This is a genomic window from Lacinutrix iliipiscaria (assembly GCF_042686125.1).
Lineage (GTDB): Bacteria > Bacteroidota > Bacteroidia > Flavobacteriales > Flavobacteriaceae > Oceanihabitans > Oceanihabitans iliipiscarium.
Window position 1 is genome coordinate 242,051 of the sequence record NZ_JBHUOV010000001.1, and the last position, 23,337, is coordinate 265,387.

Here is a 23,337-nt window from a genome sequence, read left to right on the forward strand (position 1 = left end):
TGGAAAACATGAACTTAACTCCAGTAAAAACTCCTTTAGTTATCAAGAAGCTATTTCCAAATTTCATTTGGGAAATGCCCTCAGATACTAAGGAAATTTATTTGACTTTTGATGATGGTCCAACACCAGAAATTACGAACTGGACTTTAGATGTTTTAAAACTATACAATGCTAAAGCTACTTTTTTTTGTATCGGAAATAATGTAGAAAAACGTCCTGATATTTTTCAAAATATAATCAATGAAGGACATGCTATTGGCAACCACACATATAATCATGTGAAAGGCTGGAAAACCTCTGTTGAAGATTATTTAGAAGACATCAAAAAGGCTGAAAAATTTATTAACTCTAAACTTTTTAGACCTCCTTATGGGCAAATCACACCCAAACAAGGCTCATCATTAATTGATTTAGGTTACAAGGTCGTGATGTGGAATGTATTATCTATAGATTGGGACGTATTTGTATCTAGAAAAATATGCTTGAATAATGTAATTTCAAAAGCGACATCAGGAAGTATTATTGTTTTTCACGATAGTGTAAAAGCTTCAAAAAACATGCAATATGCTTTACCAAAAGTACTTGAGCACTTTAGTGAAAAAGGTTTTGTTTTTAAAGCAATAGAAAGTTAAACGTATTCTTGAATTAACCCAATAAGTGTATTGGCATCTTGCTCTCCACTTTGACGCCATTTCATTTCGCCATTTTTATAGATAATTAATGTTGGCAGACCTTTGACACGCAAAGCTTCAGCAAGTTCTTTATTTTTATCTACATCAATTTTAATGACTTTAGCTTTATCGCCAAGTGCAGCAGCTACATCTCTTAAAACAGGATGCATAGCTGTAGATTGTTCATTCCATTCTGTAAAAAAATCTAACAAAACAGGAATCTCTACATCGATAAGTTCACCAAATTTTGACATACATTAAAGTTTTAGGTCAAACATCGTATTACAAACCTACGTATTTTTTTTATATTATACTTTAAATCAATCATTCTAGTAGGTTCACTATGACTTGTTTATAAAAATACGCATTTTCATAGTAAATATAACATTTCCACATAATTATATACTATTTAGGCGCGTTTTAGTTCTATAACTGTTATTTCTGGCCAAATCCCAACACGACCTGGAAATGCTAAAAAGCCAAATCCTCTATTAATATAGAGATATTGCTCGGCTTCTTTATACAATCCTGCCCATTTAGGATAACGGTATTTTACTGGACTCCATTTAAAATTTAAAAAAGGAATTTCAATGCCAAATTGCATACCATGTGTATGACCAGACAAGGTTAATTGTATTTTCTTTTCGAAATCTTTAATATTTGGCTCATCGACTACAGTATTTAAATTGTATTTATCGCCATTTCTTCCAACTTCTACGGCTTTAAAATCAAAGTGTGAAGGATCATGAGACATTAAAATATTAAATGCGTTATCATCAATATTCTTTGTTGCTTCTTTTAAGCTTCCGCGTTTTGGAAAATGTCTTGAAGCTCCCCAATTTTCAACACCTAAAATATTTATTTTCTGACCATTTTTTTCAATCGTTCTGCTTTCATTCAGTAATAAATCAAAGCCTATTTGCTTATGTATGTCTTCTAACTTTCTGTGATTTTCTTGTATCTCTTCATTGGTATCATAAGCATAATAGCCATAATCATGATTCCCTAATACAGAATACAAACCATCTTCAGCTTCAAGCTTTTTAAAAGAATCGACCCAAGGATGCATTTCTTCTGCCACTACATTTACAAGGTCTCCAGTAAACAAAATAGCATTGCTTTGTTGCTGATTAATTAAATCTACAGCATATTCAATTTTGTCTTTATTATCAAAACTTCCTGAGTGAATATCGCTTATTTGAGTAATGGTATAACCATCAAAAGCTTCAGGTAAATCATCAAATACAATTTGCTGTTTAATAACTTTAAAATTATACTTTCCTTTAATCACACCATAAACAAAACCAGCAAAGGGAATAGCAGCTATACCTAGTGCAATTTGACTAATAAATTTACGTCGTGAAGGAATGGCTTCCTTTAACGTTGTGTCTTGTTTGAAGTAATTAAAAAGGGTTTCAAAAACTCTAAAAATATCCTCAAGAAACAAAATAGCAAAGACCACTAATTTAGGTGTCACAAAAGTTAAAAACAATGCAACAGCATAGCCTGTGTTTAAACTAAATCGACTTCCTTTTTGAACCAGACTCATTTGGTAAAAAAACACCATACATACCACCACAAACAAGACCCAAAAACCAATCAGAATAAATTTATTTCTGGTAATCGTTCGTAATGAAAAGAAAGTGTAAAGCTCTAGTATAAAAACTAGAATAAAAGGAATAATAAATCTACTCATTGTTGTCTTAATTCTTACAAATATACTTCTAAAATCGAAGAAATTTCTTAACGCGTTGTTAATAAACTATTAAGCGTTTTTAATTGTAAATTATTTAATGATTTACTTTTGGTGTTAAACTGAATGGTTTTTGTTTTATTTGGCAATAAGTCGAAGTAATTGTCGGAAAAGTGTCCTTTTTCATTACAAAATAAAAAAACATTTTTTTGAAGAGTTTCACTTGAGAGTTCTATTTGAAAACCTGATTCTATTTGAGTTACTTTTTTTTGAATTTCGGCTTGTTTCAATTGTAAATCTTTAGGTTTCACCAAATAAAAATGAGATTCTGAATCCCCAAATTTTAAAACTATTACAACTTCGTTTTTATTAAACTGAAGTGTGTTTAGATTCAATTCATATTGAACACGACTAGAATTAGAATCTACTTGAATAGATTCTGAGATATTCAAAATTTCTTTTCCATTAAAATCTATAATTTGAAGTTGTAATGTATCTGAATACGGTTTCAAATCATCATTAACAACAAAAACCTTCATTATATCATTCTCAACTTCTGATGAAATCAACACGTCTTCAAAACTGTGTTTTGCTTGATAATGTAAGGCTTTCCAATTCCCAAAAAAATCAATACTACTCCAAGAAACTGATGGCCAGCAATCATTTAATTGCCAATATAAAGTTCCCATGTTATATGGTTTTTTACGTCGTTGTGCTTCAATTCCTTTTGAAATCCCATAAGCTTGTAACAGCTGACTCACATAGACATAATCTTCAGCATTATTTGGCACAGGAAAATCACGCGCCATGTACGTTTGAATCAACTGAAATCCTCTAGCATGCTTTTGATGTGATTGAAATCCTTCAGAAGTAATATCAATTGAATCATTCTGATTAATATACTTTATGACCTCATAACTCGGCAACGATTGAAATCCGAACTCACTCATAAATCGAGGCACATTGTTTTCTAAATGTTCGAAAGGATAGGCATCATGCCAAATCCACCAATCGTGTGCATCACCTTCAAACTTATATTTTGGATTCCCACGACCATATTTGGGTGAAGATTGCCAGTAATCAATATCTGTAAATTGGTGAACAGTATTTGGTAAGATAGAATCAAAAACCTTTAAATAATTCTTCCAAATCTCTTCTTTTTCAGCTTCACTCCTATTCGCTTGCCAACCCCAACGATGCCAACCTTCAGAATTTTCGTTATTACCACACCACAATGCTATTGACGCGTGATTTCTCAAGCGTTTAACATTGTCTACAGCTTCCTGTTTTACATTTTTCAGAAAAGCATCATCACCAGGATACATGGCACATGCAAACATAAAATCTTGCCAAATTAAAATGCCTTTTTCATCGCATAAATCATAAAAAATATCATTTTCATAAATCCCTCCTCCCCAAACTCGAAGCATGTTCATATTAGCAGCAACCACATCGTCTAACAGGGTTTTATAATGTGCATTTGTGACTTGATTTTGCAGACTATTTTGTGGAATATAATTTGCGCCTTTAGCATAAACAGGAACACCATTTACCTTAAAATAAAAGGATTCACCAAGACTGTCTTTTTCTGCAACTAAGTTGATGGTTCGCAATCCTTTTTTTACTGAAATACTATCTAAAATGTTCTCAGCATCACTTACGACGATTTTTATATCATACAAATAAGGATCTCCTAAATTATGTGGCCACCAACGCTTAGGATTTTTGATTTGAAAAGCGATTGCTGAGTTATCATTTATAGGATTAAACTCCTTACTTTGAGCAAGGCTATCATTAATATATACTGAATAAACTAGCTCCTGATTTAATGCTGACATAGAATTAATTTCAGCTATTAAATCTGCTACAGAATCCGTTAATTTTACTTGCTTTAAATAAATATCTTCTATCTTAAAATCATTCCAAGCCTTTAATTTTATAGGTCTCCAAATGCCACTTGTGTTGAGTTTCGGTCCCCAATCCCAGCCATATTGAAACTGTGCTTTTCTGGTAAAGATTCGGTTGCCTTCTGGAAGTGAGTAGTTTAATTTTGATTTTTCATTGCTCTCATATTTTTCAGTATTTTCAAAAACGATTCGCAATTCATTTTCGGATTTTAACTGCGATGTTACATCAACTAAAAAATTTCGAAATGCATTATTAGATTTTAGTATTAAGTGATCGTTTAAAAATACAGAAGCATAAGTATCTAGACCTTCAAAATTGAGTTCTAAATGTTTCATTTTTAACAATCGATCATCAACTTTAAAATTGGTTTTATATTCCCAATCCATTTCAGAAAACTCTTGAATTGTGGTTTCATTATCCTTGATAAAAGGGTCGTCAATAATCCCATTTTTTAATAAATCTGAATACACATTTCCTGGAACCTCAGCGTGCATCCATGATTCAGATTTCACATTTTTAAATTGCCAATCATCATTTAGAGTGATTATTTCGGGAACATCATGTTTAGGTTGACATGCAACACAAAAACTCAAAAAAACAAGCAGGAAACTACATCTCATCATTTATACTTTTTATAATGGATTTGATGGATTCAAAGTCAGAGACGGTTTGTTGTATTTCGCCAAAATAAGAACTCTTATTTTTATCTTGAATCACTTTTGATGCAGAGGCATGAATTTCGATAAAACCAGCTGCTTTAAACAGTTTAGCATTATCTAAATGTATTCCACTCCCAGGAAGTATGATGATTCTTTTATTGGCTTTCTCATTTAATGTCTTCAACAATTTCATGCCTTTTTCTGCTGAAACTTCCTGCCCAGAAGTTAAAATACGATTTACACCTAAAGCTATTAACTGCTCTAGAGTTTCGATAGGATTTGGGATACAATCAAAAGCACGATGGAAGGTAAAAGTTAAGGGTTTTGCTATTTCTATAAGTATTTGTGTGCGCTCTATATCTAATGATTGGTCTTCATTTAAAACTCCTGAAACAATTCCAGAACATCCTAAATCTTTACACACTTGAATATCGCGTTTCATGATTTCAAATTCAGCATCAGAATAGGTGAAATTTCCAGATCGCGGACGAGTGAGTACATATGTTTCTATTGATAAATCTTCTGTTACTTGCTTGATTAACCCATAACTTGGCGTCACACCTCCAACACATAATTCGCTACACAACTCTATACGTTGTGCTCCTGCATCTTGTGCGTTTTTTGCCGATTGAAATGAGTTTGCGCAGATTTCTAGAATCATATTAATTCACAATTATCTCGTCAATAAATGTCCATGCCTTGTTTCCAGCGCCTTGTAATCCATCTGGAATGGTTCCGTAGTTTGGAATTCTTATTTTGATAAATCTAACTTGAGTTGATTTTTCAAATATAACATCAACCAATAAATCTTTCGATTTAGAAATTAATACCGTTTCAGGCTCATTATCATCAAATACAATTTCAAGCTTTTCAGGAGCAAAAATCCATTGACCTTTACCATTATAAAATCGTGTTTCTACAGAATTGATCTCTGATTCTTCACCTAAATCTATAACAATCTCAATATCTTCTCCCCAAAAGCCAAGCCATTCTTTATCACCAAAACGTGTATTACTCCCTGAAATTCCATTAATTAAACCTCTTGCTCCACTTCCAGAATAAGCGCGATGTGGTTCTTTACTTATCGTAATGTTTTGACCAACAGCTTTATGAAGATTTATCGTTTCAGAAAAAGTCTTTCCTAGTTTTTCTTTAGTATTAAAGACTGCTGCCTTTATGGTTGTTGATGTCGGAATAGGAATACTTTCATTATAGATTTCAGAATCCAATTCAGGTTCTGAGCCATCTAAGGTATAGTGAATCACTTTATCTTTAGTAAGTGTTTGAAGTTTATAATGAATTGATTTGTTATTAGAAATGAGTTCACCTTCTACTTCATATAGGTGATTTGCATAGTTAATATTGAGCGAATCTAAACGCTTATGAAACCATTCTAATCTGGATACGAAATCTTCATAGTTTTTATTTTCTTGTTTAGACCAAACCACTTCACTCATTGCGATTACACGCGGAAACGCCATGTACTCTGCAATTTCAGAGGTTTTAATATATTCTGTCCATAAATTACCTTGTGCGCCAAGAACAAATTTTTGTTCGTCTTTGTTGAGTTCTTTAGGTATAACATTAAAATTATACACTTTATCTAATGGCAAAAAGCCTCCGATTGCAAGTGGTTCATCGGCATTAGTAGATTGATAATAATTAAAATAACTATGCGATGTTGGTGTAATAATAACATTATGTTTTTGTTTAGCCGCTTCGACTGCACCTTTAGTCCCTCGCCAGGACATTACAGTAGCGTTTGGAGCTAAACCACCTTCTAATATTTCGTCCCAGCCAATAATTTGTCGACCTTTGCTATTTAAGTAGTTTTCAATCCTTGAAATAAAATAACTCTGTAATTCATGTTCATCTTTTAAACCTTCAGATTTAATTCTTTTTTGACAAGCCTCACAAGCCTTCCAGTGGGTTTTTGGCGCTTCATCACCTCCAATATGAATATAAGTGCTTGGAAATAAGGCAATAACTTCATCTAAAACATCTTCAAGAAATTTAAACGTTTCTTCTTTTGGGCAATATACCTCCTCAAAAACGCCCCAAAGTGTTGCTACCTCAACTTTTTCTCCAGTACAACCCAATTCTGGATAAGCAGCGATAGCTGCTTGAGAATGTCCAGGTAATTCAATTTCTGGAATAATCGTAACAAAACGGTCTTGAGCATAGGCAACAATCTCTTTTATGTCTTCTTGCGTATAATAACCTCCATATTTTTTGCCATCAAACTGATGTGGCTGATCGCTATAATGTCCGATTAATGTTTCATTTCTAAAGGCCGCAATGTCTTGCAATTTTGGGTATTTTTTTATCTCGATACGCCATCCTTGGTCTTCGGTTAAATGCCAATGAAACGTATTAATTTTCAACATCGCTAAAGCATCAATATATTTTTTAATAAAATCTACAGAAAACATATGCCTGCCAACATCTAGATGCATACCTCTATAGTTAAATTGAGGTTCATCTTCAATCGATAAACCTTTAATAGCAACTTGATTTTCTTGAAATGTTCCGTTTTCAAATGATGCTGGAAATAATTGTCTTAAACTTTGAACAGCATAAAATGCGCCTTGGTCTGTAGATGCTGAAATGATAATTTCATTTTCAGATATATTCAACTTATAGGCTTCGCTATTTAATATTTTTTCATCTTTTTCAAAAGAGATTGTATTGAACCCTGAATGGTCTTTCAGTCGAATTGCACTTCCATTTGACACATAAGCTTTTAAAAAATCTGACGATACTTTAAAATCATCTGAAGCTTTAATTTCGGTATTATCATTTAAAACAAAATCGCTTGCAACCACTTCAATTACAGTAGGTTCTGGTATAATTTGAGGTAAAATGGATGGCTTTGGTTTTTCTGTACAACTAAATAAAAAGCTTAAAAGTGAAACGATTAGTAAATTCTTGGTTCTCATTTTAGTATATTAGAAGCTCTAAATTTAGTAATCTATTTTTAATGAAGCTTCAACAAACTTTTGTTTTTATTGTATTTCTTTTACTATGCGCTTGTAAGAATGAAAAACCAATTCAATCAACACAAAAGGACAAAGTGCTTATTTCATATGTTAACCCATTTATTGGCACTGGAGGTCATGGGCATACTTATCCAGGAGCTACAATGCCGTTTGGGATGATGCAACTCTCTCCAGACACTCGGTTAGATGGCTGGGATGGATGTTCTGGTTATCATTATAGCGACAAATATATCTATGGATTTTCTCACACTCACTTAAGTGGCACAGGTGTATCTGACTATGGCGATATACTTTTAATGCCCACAAATGAAATAAACTATAACAATGGTGCGAATGGCAAAAAAGGGTATAGAGCGCATTTTTCACACGATAATGAAATTGCAGAACCTGGCTTTTATAAAGTGCATCTAGATTCAACAAATATTGATGTAGAATTAACAGTATCTAAACGCAGTGGTATGCATAAATACCAATTCCCTTCTGCAGAAAATCAAGTTGTAATATTAGATTTAGAACATCGTGATGAATTACTTTCTGCTTCTTTCGAAAAAATATCTGACACTGAAATTATTGGTCATCGTTTTTCTAAAGCTTGGGCTACTAATCAAAAATTATATTTTTATATACAATTTTCTCAACCTATTGACAGTGACCAAGATATAGCAGCTCCCAAAAATAGAGATGTCTTTGGCTTTAAATTTAATAATCCGAAAAACAATCCTGTTTATGTTAAAATAGGAATTTCTGCTGTCGATCAAGCAGGAGCTCGAAAAAACCTAGAAAATGAAATAGGCGATAAAACTTTTGAGCAAATAAAAACTGAGGCACAAAATGTTTGGGAACAACAGCTTGAAAAAATAATCGTTGAAAGCCAAGATGACGATTATAAAACTAATTTTTATACTGCACTATATCATACCATGATTGCCCCAAACTTATATCATGATGCCGATGGACGCTATCGTGGTATGGATTTAAAAGTACATCACACTAAAGCATTTGAATATTATACTGTATTTTCTCTTTGGGATACATATAGAGCAGCTCATCCTTTATACACAATTATCGAGCAAGAAAGAACAAACGATTTTATAAATACTTTTTTGGCAAAATATGATGAAGGTGGAATTATGCCTATTTGGGATTTAAGCGCTAATTATACTGGCTGTATGATTGGTTATCATGCTGTTCCTGTTATTGCTGATGCTTACCTTAAAGGCATTCAAAATTACGATTCCGAAAAAGCTTTAAAAGCTATGATGCATTCGGCAACTAGAAATAAGCTTGGATTAAAAAGCTATAAAGAATTTGGTTTTATTCCTGTAGAAGAAGAAAGCGAATCGGTTTCTAAAACTCTAGAATATGCCTACGATGATTGGACCATAGCGCAAATGGCTAAAGCTTTAGGAAAAACTAATGAATATAAAACATTCACAGAAAGAGCGCAGTATTACAAAAATGTATTTGACCCTGAAACGCAGTTTATGCGAGGCCGTTTTAGAAACACTTGGTTTTCTCCTTTTGACCCTTATGAAGTGAATTTTAATTACACTGAAGCCAATGCTTGGCAGTATAGCTTTTATGTTCCTCAAGACATTTCTGGATTTATAAAACTACTTGGTGGGAAAGATAAACTTGAGGCACATTTAGACAAACTCTTTTCTGCTAAAGCGGAAACTTCTGGTCGTAATCAGGCTGATATCACTGGTCTTATTGGTCAGTATGCTCATGGCAACGAGCCTAGTCATCACATGGCTTATCTGTATAACTTTGTAAATAAACCACATAAAACTCAAGAAAAGGTTTATCAGATACTAACAGAACTCTACAAAAACGCACCTGATGGTATTTCTGGAAATGAAGACTGTGGGCAAATGAGTGCTTGGTATGTTTTTTCATCTTTAGGATTTTATCCTGTAACCCCTGGAAGCAATCAGTACATTATTGGAGCGCCCTTATTTAATAAAGCAACAATTAATTTAGAAAACCAAAAACAATTCAATATTGTAACTTATAATTTAAGCGCGACTAATAAATATATTGAGTATGTCTATCTAAATGGAAAAAAACTAAACCAAACTTTTATTACTCATCAAGATATTATTAATGGTGGTGTGTTAGAGTTTCACATGACAGATAATCCAGCGGTTTGGGGAAGTCGTGACGGTCAAGAACCTATAACGGTTATAGAAGATTTTCAAATTGTTCCTGTGCCTTTTATTGCTAAAGGCGATGTTGCATTTAAAGGTGAAACCGAAATTGCTCTAGAAACTGCCGATCCTGAAGCTTCGATTTATTATCAGTTAAATGATGATACTTATAAATTATACGATCAACCCTTCATTATTTCTGAAGCTGCAAAATTAGAAACCTATTCAGAAAAAAATAATGCTAAAAGTGCAGTAATATCTACACAGTTTTATAAAATAGACCCAAATATTTCAATACAACTTGAAACAGAGTATGCCAATCAATATAATGGTGGTGGAAACAATGCGTTAATTGACGGCATTTATGGCACACAAGATTTTAGAACTGGAACATGGCAAGGCTATTATGATAAAGATTTAATTGCCCTTGTAAATTTAGGAAGTCAAAAATCTATAGAAAAGATAAATGTGAATTTTTTACAAGATCAACGTTCATGGATATTTTATCCTACTGAAGTTGAATGCCTAGTTTCTAATGACGGAATAGATTTTAAGCTTATTTCTAAAACTAAAATTGATGCAACAGTGCCTTCTGAAGGTTCAGAATTAAAAACAATACGTTTTTCAGGTGATGGAAAACCTTATCGATATATAAAAATTATTGCAAAAAAGTTGGGCATACTTCCCAAATGGCATTTGGGTTATGAGCATGATGGACGAAGTTGGCTTTTTGTAGATGAAATTTCGATTAAATAAATCACTTAAATTATACCAAAGAACAAATCAACCAACTCATGACAAATCAAAACAACAAATCAGCATTAACGACTTTAGTTACTGTTTTCTTTTTTTGGGGATTTATTGCAGCATCAAATGGTGTCTTTATTCCTTTTTGTAAAACCTATTTTAATATAGATCAATTTCAATCACAATTAGTCGATTTTGCATTTTATGGTGCTTACTATATTGGTGCATTATTATTATTTATAATGTCAAGTGCCATAAAAAAAGATATTTTAAATAATTGGGGTTACAAATCTGGAATCGTTTATGGCCTTTTAATGTCTGCTATTGGTGCTATAGTCATGTGTATAGTGGTTAATGGTTCAGAACAAGGACAAACACAAGTCTTCTATTTAGTATTATTGGCCTTATTTATAGTTGGTCTAGGTTTTTCTTTACAACAAACAGCAGCTAACCCTTTTGCCATTGCTTTAGGAGATCCTAAAACTGGATCACATCGCTTAAATTTAGCAGGAGGAATAAACTCATTTGGAACAACGATAGGTCCAGTCGTTGTCAGCTTTATTATTTTTGGATCCGCAAGTTGGACCACAGATGTATTGGCTGAAAAAATCACCAGCAATGAAATTACTTTAATGACTGTTCAAAGTCTTTATATTGGTGTAGGTGCTTTATTTTTAATTGCTGCTGCACTATTCCATTTTTCAAAAAAATTACCTGCTCTTAAATCTGATACCGCTTTTGAACCTGCTAATAAAGCTAGGAATATTCTAATCCTGCTCACCTTAGTTATCGTCGTCTGTTTTTCAATGATATTTATGACATATACTGGCGATGCAATTACCACAGAGGCTGTTGAAAACAAACGTATGGTTTTACTATTAATCGCTTTGTTTGCTGTTATTGCTTGCGTTTGGTTTGCTAATTCTAGTGCTTCAAAAAAAGCCGAAGGTTGGGGCGCTATGAAATATCCTCAACTTGTTTTAGGAATGCTTGCAATTTTCATGTATGTTGGTGTTGAAGTCACTGTTGGCAGTAATTTAGGAGAGTTATTAAAGCAAACCGTTAATAGGTCAAATTTTAACACCTTAGGCCTTCCAGTTTTAAATGATGCACAACTAGCTCCATTTATATCATTGTATTGGGGCGGATTAATGATAGGCCGTTGGGTTGGTGCAATTACTGTTTTTAATCCAAGTAAAGGCCTAAAAAAATGGTTGCTAATTATAGTTCCTTATATTGCCTTTGGAGTTATTTTACTCGTGAATTTTGGCAAATACTCCACCAATGAAATTCTTTTATTTTGTGTGTGTATTGCTATACAAATTGCTGGTTTTTTCTTAGCAAAAGACAAACCTGTAGCCACTTTAAAAATATTTAGTGCTTTAGGAATTTTGGCTATGCTAATTGGCACATTTGCTTCAGGGCAGCTCGCATTATTTGCTTTGCTCTCTGGAGGTTTGTTCTGTTCTATTATGTGGCCTTGTATTTTTGCATTAAGCATTGCTGGTTTAGGAAAGTATACGTCACAAGGTTCTGCATTTTTAATCATGATGATTTTAGGCGGCGCTATTATTCCTCCTGTTCAAGGTAAACTAGCAGATATTTTCAACATTCAATCCTCCTACTTAGTCGCTGTGATTTGTTTTGCATATCTTTTATTCTATGCTTATAAAACTAAAACTGTTTTAGATAAACAAGGGGTTACTTATAATTAAAAAAATGAAACGTAGAAACTTTATAAAAAAAGCATCATTATCTGGAGTAGGTTTGGCTATTGGAAGCACGCTAATTGGGTGTGAAAATAAGCCTTCCGAAGATAAAAAACATGTAAGTTCTTCAGAACAGATAAAACTTCCTTTAGTTATTGCTACTTGGCATGTTATTGATTCTACAGCAAAAGCTATGGAAATTCTACAAGCTGGAGGTTCTGCTTTAGATGCTGTAGAACAAGGCTGCAGGGTTGAAGAAGCTAATGAAAAAGGGCAATCTGTTGGCAAAGGCGGTTTGCCTGATCGAGATGGCAACGTGACGCTTGATGCTTGTATTATGGACAAACATGGTAACTGTGGCTCTGTTGTTTATCTTCAAAATATAACTCATGCTGTATCTGTAGCAAGAAAAGTAATGGAAGACACGCCTCATGTTATGCTTGCAGGCGAAGGCGCTAAACAGTTTGCAATTTCAAAAGGATTTCAGCCAGAAGATTTACTCACTGAAGCCTCAAAAAAAGCTTGGGAGAAATGGAAAGTAGAAGCCAAGTATAAACCTATCATTAATATAGAAAATCACGATACCATTGGCATGCTCGCCATCGATAAAAATGGCGATATTTCTGGAGCCTGTACCACAAGTGGATTGGCTTATAAAATGGGAGGACGTGTTGGGGATTCGCCTATTATAGGTTCAGGTCTTTTTGTTGATAATGAAATTGGTGGATGTGTTGCTACAGGACTTGGCGAAGAAGTGGTAAAAACGGTTGGAAGTTTTTTAGTTGTTGAATTAATGCGACAAGGAAAATCGCCTCAAGAAGCCTGTGAGGAAGCGATAGGTAGAATTGTAAACAAACCAAACAGTGATTACAAAAATTTTCAAGTGGGTTATATCGCCGTAAATAAAAAGGGAGAGACAGGCTCTTATTCGATTCATCAATGGTTTAGTATGACCAAATTTCAAGACGGAGTGAATGAACAGATTCAGTCTGACTATTTTATTAAGACGTAATAAAAACCCTTGAATGCACTCATTCACTTAAAAAAACATGCTGTTCACTAAAAAAACGAAAGTTTTGAACGGTTATGGCATAACTTTAATTCATTAACTTAGTCCTGTAATGCTATAAAAAAATCTTTTTTTGAGAATTCTATTGATATTATTGTGTTTGCCTGGTTTCGTTTTTGCTCAAGACGTTACCAAAAGTGATATTGATAGTTTGGTTTATACATATCAAGATAATAATGAAGATAAATTTGAAAAGCAATTTTTAAGACTGAGTTCAAAATTTGAAAAGCAAGACAATACGCTTCAGTTATATCAGTATCTTGATTCTATATCTAAAGACAAAGCAAAAATCAAACTATCTTTTTATAATAAATATGCTAGCTACCTTTACAGAGTAGATAAAAAAGAGGAAGGCTTAAGAGTTAATAGTATTGGCTTGAATTTAGCTAAAAAATATGGATACAAACGTATTCAATTTGAATATACTCAATTAAAATCTTACGGATTTACCTCAAAGTCTTCCCTAGACTCAGCACTTTTCTATGCCAATAAAGCTGAAAAAATGGCACTTCATAATAAAGAGAAGCTAGGTCATAAGTTAAATACCGCTTACATACGTAAAGCTGATATTGAAGGACTTCTTGGTAACTTTAAGGCGCGTGATTCGTTTTATGAAAAAGCAGTTAAAAGTCTTGAAGCCTATCCTGAAGACAGACAAAACGCTTACGTGCTTTCTGCTGTAGTACATCATTATAAGTTCCAAAAAAACTATGCAAAGCATGCTTACTATTCTCAGAAACTTAAAGCTTATTATTTAAATCGAGATGGTTTTAGCACGCCTGAAAAACACATATCTATTTCTAGTTTTTTAGAATTTGAAGATACCGAAGAGCAAGTTCGAGAGCTTAAAAAGGTTGTTAATATTTCCAAAGATTCTGCGTTAACTACCAATCAGCAATATTATGTTAATACACTTGCTGAAGGCCTTATCAAAATTGGCAAACATGATGAAGCTGTTTTTTATCTCAAAAAATATTTAAGTTCTGAAAGAAACATTGAACCCTTATTTAAGTTAAGAAGCTATTCATTGCTAGAAAACTCCTATCTTTTTAAAGACGATTGTGATAACGCTCTTGATATTGTTCAGAAAAAAGCAATACTTATTGATTCGTTAAGAACGCAACAAATGATAACTAAAATTGCAGATTCAAAAGTAAAATATGAAACCGAGAAAAAAGAGGCACAATTAAAAATCTTAAAGCTTGAAAAAGAAAAAGAAAAACAACAAAAGAATCTATTTATAATTATTGCAATCTTAGGCATATTCCTTATTGGCATAACTACATATTTCCTATATAAGAACAGATTAAAAAACAAAAAGCTAAATAGTCAAAATTCTATTTTAGAACGTACTCTTGATGAAAAGAATGTCTTATTAAAAGAAGTACATCATCGTGTAAAAAACAGTTTCCAAATCGTATCTAGTTTATTGTATTTACAGTCCGAAAATGTAACCGATGAAAAAGCTAAAATCGCTATAAAAGAAGCCGAAAATCGTGTGCGTTCAATGGTACTAGTACATCAAAAATTATACAATAAAGATGAGTTAGTTGGCATTAACTCAAAAGAATATATTAGTGATTTAGTTAAGGACATCTTTGAAAGTCATAACACTCAAAAAGAAACTATTGCATATCAACTCAATATAGAATCTCATGTTCTAGATATAGAAACCATAACACCTTTAGGTTTGATTTTAAATGAATTAATTATTAATACAATGAAGCACGCTTTTGAAGACTTTGAAAAAGATAATACTATACGTATTGATTTTTCTAAAGTAGAAGAAGAATTAGTACTAAAAGTAGCAGACAATGGTAAAGGTTTTGAAGGTGAAATCAAACAGTCTTCATTTGGCATAACTTTAATGAAAGCACTTTCAAAACAGCTCAAAGGGACTTTAAACTATAACTCTAAACTGAAAGAAGGTACACAAGCTATTTTGAGCATTTCAAAATTTAATATCCTATCATAAATAAAGCCTTTGAAAGCACAAACTATTTATATTGTAGAAGATGAACCCTTAATTGTTTCAACCATTGAAACAGCCTTAAGAAAACAAGGTTACAATGTGGTTGGTGATGCAGATAGTGTTGTTATTGCTCTAAAAGAAATTAATACATTGAGCCCTGATTTGATTCTTATAGATATTCAATTAGAAGGTTTAAAAGATGGTATCGATTTGGCTCAAGAATTAGATAAACAAAAATTACCTTATTTATTTTTAACCTCCCAAACAGATCCTGAAACCATTAATCGCGTAAAACAAATCAACCCTTTAGGTTACATTATAAAACCTTTTACAGAACATAGTTTAAGGAGTAATATAGAATTAGCTTGGCATAATTATAAATCGCTAAACGAACAATTCATTACCCTAAAATCTGAGGGTCGTACTTATAAAATTAATCAAGATTCTATTTTATATCTAAAGGCCTTCGACAATTATTGCTATGTATATACCACTACAAAATCCCACCTGGTACCACATACACTCAAGCACATGTCTGAACAGCTTGATAAAAATGCATTTATACAAACCCACCGTTCCTATTGGGTTAACCTTAATCATGTAGAAGCTGTAGAGAACAATAAACTCTTTCTTAAAACAGAGCCCATTCCTATTAGTGCCTCTCAAAAAAGCTTAGTTATGAGCAAGCTAAAACACTCCTAATTCAGTCGATCTGGATTCACTAAAAAAACGGAGGCATTCACTAAATAAAAAATTCTAAAATACTAATTATCAATACCTTCATAAGGCTATTAACCCTATGATTTTTTGTGAAAAGTAATAATGCCATAAATAGTCCCTAAAAATTATTTATAGCATTTTCATCAAAGATCATCTCAAAAACATAGATTATGAAACCACTCAAACTCATACTTATTGCTATATGTTTATTTAGCATTCAACTAAATTTTGCACAAGTTGGTATTGGTAATACAGATCCTAAATCAACTTTAGACATTTCTGCAAGTAATACAACTTCACCTGCAGACACAGATGGCATTTTAATTCCACGTATGAGTAACTTCCCTTCTACTCCAAGTATCGATCAAGATGGAATGCTTATTTTTTATACTGGAACTGCCATGTCTGGCAAAGGCTTTTATTATTGGGATGATACTACAACAAATTGGGTGTTTCTTACTTCTGGTGGAAAAAACACTCTAGACCAAGCCTACGACCAAGGTGGTGCAGGTATTGGTAAAAATATAACAGCAGATAACGGAGCAGTTCGTATTAATGGAACGGATGGTTTCTTGGTAACTGGAACATCTGGTTCTGGAAATATAATTGATACAGAAATTACAGGTTCTGGTACGCGAATGTTTTTTAGCCCAATAAAAGGGGCGTTTAGAGCTGGTCAAATTGACAACAATGAATGGGATGACTCCAATATAGGAGTAAATTCTTTTGCTGCAGGAAACAGTACAACGGCTTCAGGTGATTACTCTACTTCATTAGGTTTTTACTCTCAAGCTACAGCAATTTATTCCACAGCAATAGGCTTTAGTGCGAATGCCATAGGTTCAAATTCAACTGCAATTGGAACAGGTATTGAAGCATCAGGTGATTATTCTTTTGCAACAGGATATTTTACAGATGCTACAGGTACATATTCAACAGCATTAGGATATGAAACTTTAGCTTCAGGGAATAGGGCTACAGCGATGGGATATCAGACAATTGCATCTGGACATAGTTCAACCGCCATTGGAAATAACACAAATGCTACATCCTCATCCTCAATAGCTATTGGTGAAAGTACAACAGCTTCGGGTTCAAATTCTCTTGCTTTAGGCTATCTAACTACTGCTTCAAATTCATTCTCAACAGCGATGGGAAGAGCCAGTCTTGCTTCTGGATATGCTTCCACAGCTATGGGTTATGGAACCGATGCTACTGGTCAATATTCTACTTCTATGGGAGAATACACAATTGCCTCGGGCAATCATTCAACTGCAATGGGAAGAGCCACAGAAGCTTCAGGTTCCTTTTCAACTTCAATGGGAGAATCTACAGTTGCTTCCGGTAATAATTCAATGGCAATAGGAGAATCTACAGTTGCTTCCGGTAATAATTCAATGGCAATAGGAGAATCTACAGTATCACCATCATATGCTGAAACCAGTATTGGATACTATAATATTTCGTATACTCCGAATAGTAACAGCTCAGCGAATAGTTCCGATCGAGTATTTAGTATTGGAAATGGAAATAATTTATCAAGAAGCAACGCCCTAACCATATACAAAAGTGGCTTAATGAATATCAATGATGAATATGATATGCCTTTAACTGATGGTACAGCCAATCAGATTATGACTACAGATGGTACTGGGCACGTTAGTTTTGTTGATGCCACAAGTTTATTTCAATCTGAATGGTCAGATACTGGATCTAGCATTCATCCTTCAGATGGTATAGCCAAAGAAGTAACAATTGGCACCTTAACAGCTGGAACTGGAAAATTGACTATTAATGCCAACGACATGGATACTGGATTAGATATTGATAAATCTGGGAACTTTTCTAATCCAAATTATGCTATAGATAATTATATAAACAACGAAGATGATGGAGATAGCTATGGAATTAAAAATGTTCTAGAAGGATCATTAGGAGGGAATAACAGATTCGGTGTTTATAATGAAATAAATGGTGTCTCTTCATCACCAACGATTCTATCTCATTATGGTGTTAAAAATCTCATTTCATCTTCTGGATCAGGACATAGATATGGCACCTTTAACGAAATTACTTCTGCTGGTTCTGGAAGTCGTAAAGGCACAGAAAATGTCCTTTCTGGTTTAGGTAACGGTTGGCAATATGGTGTATCAAATACGCTCGCCGGATCTAGTGGCGGACATCAATTTGGCGTTTTTAACGAATTTACAAATTTTGGAAACGGTCAGAAAACAGGAGTTTACAATGATATGACTTTTAATGCACTTGGCATTCGATATGGTGTGCGGAGTGATATTAACGGTACAGGAAATAGTGACCATTATGGTATTTATAATGATCTAAGCGGAAGTGGAACTGGTGATAAATATGGATCATATAATGTCATTGACGTTTCAGCTGGAGGAACACATTATGGTGTTTACAGTAATGCTCAAAACTCTAATGGATATGCCGCATATTTTATAGGTAATACGTCATTAGGAGCCTCAACTACAAATCGCTATGTTATGCCTGAAACAGATGGTACAGCAAATCAAGTAATGACTACCAATGGAGCCGGTATTGTTACATTTAATACATTGAATGAAGAAAGTAGCACTGCGAGTAATGGTTTAACAGCAAATACAAATGACATCCAATTAGGCGGCACATTAACTCAAAACACGAACATAGACTATGGGAATTTTGACACACGTTTTAACTTAAATGGAAGTGGTGATTTTATCATTCAAGATACTGGATCTGGTGTTTTTACAGTTAACGATGCTGGAAATTCAATTGTTGGGCGCAATATGACTTGGAGGGAAAACAGTATCGTAGGTACCATTATAGGTCAAATGCTTACAGATGGAACTGATGATGGTCGATTTACAGTGCGAGAAAATGGTAATATTTCTGTTGATTTAAGAGCGAATACAGCGTTCATCTTTAATGAACAAGGTCTAGATCGTGATTTTAGAGTGGAATCAGATAACCAACAAAATATGCTTTTAGTTGATGCCGCAAATGACCTTGTAGGTATTGGAGGCCTCCCAAATGCTAATCTTCATGTTTTTCATGGCAGTAATGCTGGTGGTGATGGTTTTAAAATTGAAAACACTGGAGCTAATAACCGTGACTGGAGAATGTATGTGTATAACGGCTCAGGTGATCTTGGCCTTTTTAATGCACTTAACGGCAATACAGTTGTTGGAAATTTTAATGATGCAAGCGGTGTGTATTCTGCAACTTCAGACAGACGTTTAAAAAGAGACTTTAAACCATTGCCTTTTTCATGGGAAAACTTTATGAAATTAGAAACCTTAAGTTACCTCTATAAAAGACAGAAAGATGATAAACGTAACCTAGGATTAATCGCTCAAGATGTTGAATTGATCTATCCTGAATTAGTAACCCATAATAAGGAAGGTGACGTCTATCATATGAATTATTCTGGGTTTGGCGTAGTAGCCATAAAAGCGGTTCAGGAACTTAAAGACGAAGTTGATGTGCTTAAAGAAGAAAACAAAAAACTGAAAGCACAACTTTCAAAATATGAAGCTTTAGAAGCGCGATTAAACGCCTTGGAAAGTAAAAACACAGAACCACAACTAGACAACTAAAAACAAATCATTATGAAACGTATCGCACTATTAATCTTTAGTTTTTTTCTAACGATAACAATTACTGCACAGCAAAGCATTAACTACAAAGCGCTTGTTAAAGACAATTTGGGTAATGTGCTCGCCAACCAAAACATAACAGTTCAGTTTTCTATTTTAGAAGATGCTACTATTGTTTATACTGAAACACATACACCAACAACCAATGCCAATGGCCTTATTATTCTAAACATTGGAGAAGGCACTACACCTGATGATTTTTCTGAAATACATTGGGACAGCGATGCTCATTTTTTAAATGTACAAATGGATACAGGCGCTGGATTAGTAGATTTAGGAACCACGCAATTCATGACTGTGCCTTACGCGCTTTCTGCAGGTAATGTTTCTGGTCTAGAAGCCATAGATGAAGGTAATGGTGTTGGATGGCGTATAAAAGGAAAAGACCCAGATCATTATGGTAATATTGGAGAAAATGCTACAGACTTGAGTCATTCTAATGTAAATTCAACAACTCATGGTGCAACTGGTGAATATACAACTGCAATAGGATTTAAAACCACCGCTTTGGGTAATCGCTCAACAGCAATGGGTTATGAAACTATTGCTTCTGGTATTTACTCTACAGCTATGGGAAGAGAAACTACTGCTTCTGGGTCTCATTCCACAACTATCGGATACAATACAACAGCTTCAGATTATTATTCTACAGCTATGGGAATTAATACAGAAGCTTCAGGATATGCTTCAACATCTATCGGAGACGAAACAACTGCTTCTGGATACGCTTCTACTGCTTTAGGAGATGAAACAACTGCTTCTGGAGGTCGCTCTACTGCTCTAGGATACCTTACAACAGCTTCTGGAAGTTATTCCGTAGCTACTGGTTATGAAACAAAAGCGGAATCCCGCAATAATACGACTTTAGGGCGCTACAATATTGGAGGAGGCAACCTTTCAACCTGGATCGAGACCGATCCATTATTTGAAATTGGAAATGGTGCAAATGATGCAAATCGCTCCAACGCCTTAACTGTTTTAAAAAACGGTAAAGTAGGCATTGGTAATCATCAACCTAATGGATATTTAGAGATTAAAGCTAATAACAACACTAATGAACCTACACTAAAACTGGTACACGAAGGTACTACTGGAGCGCGAATTAATTTCACCAACACTACTGTTACAAATGGAAATCGTTGGACACTATATGGTGAGCCGAATGATGTAGATGCCAACAGTACCTTTAATATTTATCATCCTAATACAGGAAATATAATACGAGTTAGAGGTGATGGAAATGTTGGTATTGGTACAGTCCCTTCTTATAGGTTAGATGTCAGACAAGAGAACACAGGAGGTTATGTGGCACAAGTCTACAACACAAGTACTAACCAAAATGCTGATGGTCTTAAAATACGATTGGGGACTACAAATGCGCCAACATCTGGAAATAATTTTATTGCCTTTTTTGATGGTAATGCAGGTAATGGTATAGTAAGAGGTCTTATTCAAGGTAATGGATCTGGTGTGACTTATAATACTACTTCCGATAGACGTCTAAAAACGAATATCAAAGACATCAATAATGCCTTAGTACTTATTAATAAAATACAACCAAGAACCTACGAGTTTAAATCTAATCTTGGCATCAATGAATATGGTTTTATAGCACAAGAACTACAGCCCTTATATGCACAAGCCGTTACAGGAACTCCAGATTCTGATGTAGAAAAAGAACCTATGATGGTAGATTACGGAAGGCTTACACCACTATTAACTGCAGGAATTAAAGAATTAAACGATAAATTAACCTCCCAAGAAAAAAATATTAAACTTTTAAATGAAGAAAACAAAAACCTTAAGGCACAACTCTCTAAATATGAATCTCTTGAAGCACGACTGACTGCTTTAGAAAACAAAGCAGAAACATCTCATGTAAATAAAATTAATCATTAATTGTTTGAGTGAACAATTATATTTTTGAGAAGAAAGTCACTTTAGGGAGTGGCTTTCTTATTTTATATTTTAAAACCATTTAATAGTTAAATCTATAAGCTTCTGTTTAAAATTATTATATGGCGGAAATAATAAATTAAGTGGCCCAACACTGTGTCTTTTTAAAACTGCACGTTGATTAGAGAAATCTTGAAATCCGAAAAAACCATGTGTTTTACCTATTCCACTATTGTTTGACCCTCCAAAAGGCAAATAATGATTAGAAACCTGTAAAGCATTTGTGTTTATACATGTTCCTCCTGCTCTAGTATTATTAAGAATATAATTTATAGTCCTCTTATTTTTACTATAAATATACAGTGCTAAAGGCTTTTCTTTTGTATTAATATAATTAATAACCTCGTCAATATTTTTATACGTTTTAATAGGAAGTATTGGACCAAATATTTCTTCTTGCATTAATAATGTATCCTCCTTTAAATTCGAAATAACTGTAGGTTCAATAAAGTTATCTTCACTATTATAATGACCTCCAAATTCTATTGTTGCACCTGTTTCTTTAGCGTTTTCAATATAACTTACTAGCCTGTTAAAATGTTTATTATTGACAACTCTACAATATGAATCTGAGGATGAAACCTCTGAAGAATAATAAACTTCTAATTTATTTTTATAAGCTTCAATAAATGAATCTTTTATAGATTCATGAATCCATACATAGTCAGGAGCAATACACGTTTGACCATTATTAATATGTTTTCCCCAAACTAAATTTTGAATCGTACTATCAATATTTGCAGTTTCATCGATTATAGTTGGCGATTTTCCACCTAATTCTAATGTCACAGATGTAAGGTGTTTAGATGCGGCTTCCATCACTATTTTACCAACGGCTGGTGAGCCTGTAAAAAAGATATGATTAAAAGGCAATTTCAAAAGTTCTTGAGCCTCATCAACTGCACCTTCAATTAAAACAACTTCATCCTCATTAAAAATGTCTTTAATAAGGTCTGCCATAACTTTAGACGAGTTTGGCGTTAATTCTGAAGGTTTAATAAAAACCGTATTACCAGCAGCTATTGCTGAAACCAATGGACTAAAGGTTAAATTCATTGGGTAATTCCAAGGCGAAAGAATTAAACACACGCCTTTAGGCTCGTAATGTATCCATGATGTCGTTCCAAAAAGAGTTAATGGCGTTTCTACTTTTACTTTAGAAGTCCAACTTTTTAGGTTAGAAATAGCGACTTTAATTTCTTTAATTACGAGATAAAGTTCTGTTAAATCGGTTTCTACAAAAGGCTTCTTAAAATCTTTGTATAAAGCTTCTTTTAAAGATTGTCTATAAGTATGTTCTAAAGCGAATTTTAAACGTTTTAATTTTTTTATTCGCTCCTTATATGTTGAGTTTCCTACATGAAACTGGTTTACTTTTTGCTTATTAAATAACTCTGAAAACCTATTGTCAGAAAATTCCAT

14 protein-coding genes are annotated in these 23,337 nt (G+C 33.6%); 8 read left to right on the top strand and 6 right to left on the bottom strand.

Features of this window, described 5'->3' with window-relative positions; translation table 11 throughout:
- The first annotated feature begins 8 nt into the window (after nucleotides 1-8).
- The gene (locus tag ACFS5M_RS01075; protein WP_183484573.1) at nucleotides 9-632 is read left to right on the top strand and encodes a polysaccharide deacetylase family protein; all 624 of its coding nucleotides are present in this window, start codon (nucleotides 9-11) and stop codon (nucleotides 630-632) included.
- Here ACFS5M_RS01075 and ACFS5M_RS01080 read toward each other — a convergent pair.
- The 5 genes from ACFS5M_RS01080 to ACFS5M_RS01100 all read right to left on the bottom strand — a co-directional run bounded on the left by ACFS5M_RS01080 (nucleotide 629) and on the right by ACFS5M_RS01100 (nucleotide 7,870).
- The gene (locus tag ACFS5M_RS01080) at nucleotides 629-925 is read right to left on the bottom strand and encodes a thioredoxin family protein (RefSeq protein WP_183484575.1); all 297 of its coding nucleotides are present in this window, start codon (nucleotides 923-925) and stop codon (nucleotides 629-631) included. The genes ACFS5M_RS01075 and ACFS5M_RS01080 overlap by 4 nt on opposite strands.
- Nucleotides 926-1,080: 155 nt before the next feature.
- Complete coding sequence (locus ACFS5M_RS01085) at nucleotides 1,081-2,367, bottom strand: metallophosphoesterase (RefSeq protein ID WP_183484577.1); 1,287 nt, start codon at nucleotides 2,365-2,367, stop codon at nucleotides 1,081-1,083.
- Between the two features lie 47 nt (nucleotides 2,368-2,414).
- The gene (locus ACFS5M_RS01090; RefSeq protein WP_379897637.1) at nucleotides 2,415-4,895 is read right to left on the bottom strand and encodes a beta-mannosidase; all 2,481 of its coding nucleotides are present in this window, start codon (nucleotides 4,893-4,895) and stop codon (nucleotides 2,415-2,417) included.
- Nucleotides 4,882-5,592, bottom strand: coding sequence for a copper homeostasis protein CutC (locus tag ACFS5M_RS01095; protein ID WP_183484580.1), 711 nt, complete (start codon nucleotides 5,590-5,592; stop codon nucleotides 4,882-4,884). Before ACFS5M_RS01095 ends, ACFS5M_RS01090 begins: the two co-directional genes overlap by 14 nt.
- A gap of 1 nt (nucleotide 5,593) precedes the next feature.
- Entirely contained in the window at nucleotides 5,594-7,870 is a 2,277-nt protein-coding gene (locus ACFS5M_RS01100; RefSeq protein ID WP_183484583.1) for a beta-N-acetylhexosaminidase, read from the bottom strand.
- Between the two features lie 41 nt (nucleotides 7,871-7,911).
- Here ACFS5M_RS01100 and ACFS5M_RS01105 point away from each other — a divergent pair, with 41 nt between their 5' ends.
- The 7 genes from ACFS5M_RS01105 to ACFS5M_RS01135 all read left to right on the top strand — a co-directional run bounded on the left by ACFS5M_RS01105 (nucleotide 7,912) and on the right by ACFS5M_RS01135 (nucleotide 21,858).
- Nucleotides 7,912-10,836 carry a GH92 family glycosyl hydrolase gene (locus ACFS5M_RS01105; RefSeq protein ID WP_183484586.1) on the top strand — a complete coding sequence of 975 codons (2,925 nt, stop codon included), beginning with the start codon at nucleotides 7,912-7,914 and terminating at the stop codon, nucleotides 10,834-10,836.
- A 38-nt stretch (nucleotides 10,837-10,874) separates the two neighbouring features.
- Nucleotides 10,875-12,542, top strand: coding sequence for an MFS transporter (locus tag ACFS5M_RS01110; protein WP_183484588.1), 1,668 nt, complete (start codon nucleotides 10,875-10,877; stop codon nucleotides 12,540-12,542).
- 4 nt (nucleotides 12,543-12,546) lie between these two features.
- On the top strand, nucleotides 12,547-13,548 hold the full coding sequence (locus ACFS5M_RS01115) for a N(4)-(beta-N-acetylglucosaminyl)-L-asparaginase (RefSeq protein ID WP_183484591.1): 1,002 nt from the start codon (nucleotides 12,547-12,549) through the stop codon (nucleotides 13,546-13,548).
- Between the two features lie 130 nt (nucleotides 13,549-13,678).
- A complete protein-coding gene (locus ACFS5M_RS01120; RefSeq protein WP_183484593.1) occupies nucleotides 13,679-15,580 on the top strand; it encodes a sensor histidine kinase in 1,902 nt (633 codons plus the stop codon).
- A 9-nt stretch (nucleotides 15,581-15,589) separates the two neighbouring features.
- Nucleotides 15,590-16,279: a LytR/AlgR family response regulator transcription factor gene (locus ACFS5M_RS01125; protein WP_183484596.1), complete on the top strand. Its 690-nt coding sequence runs from the start codon at nucleotides 15,590-15,592 to the stop codon at nucleotides 16,277-16,279.
- Between the two features lie 188 nt (nucleotides 16,280-16,467).
- Nucleotides 16,468-19,899, top strand: a complete 3,432-nt coding sequence (locus tag ACFS5M_RS01130; RefSeq protein ID WP_183484599.1) for a tail fiber domain-containing protein — start codon at nucleotides 16,468-16,470, stop codon at nucleotides 19,897-19,899.
- A 12-nt stretch (nucleotides 19,900-19,911) separates the two neighbouring features.
- The gene (locus tag ACFS5M_RS01135; RefSeq protein ID WP_183484602.1) at nucleotides 19,912-21,858 is read left to right on the top strand and encodes a tail fiber domain-containing protein; all 1,947 of its coding nucleotides are present in this window, start codon (nucleotides 19,912-19,914) and stop codon (nucleotides 21,856-21,858) included.
- 69 nt (nucleotides 21,859-21,927) lie between these two features.
- On the opposite strand, the gene ACFS5M_RS01140 is transcribed toward ACFS5M_RS01135, so the two are convergent.
- On the bottom strand, nucleotides 21,928-23,337 hold the full coding sequence (locus tag ACFS5M_RS01140; RefSeq protein WP_183484605.1) for an aldehyde dehydrogenase family protein: 1,410 nt from the start codon (nucleotides 23,335-23,337) through the stop codon (nucleotides 21,928-21,930).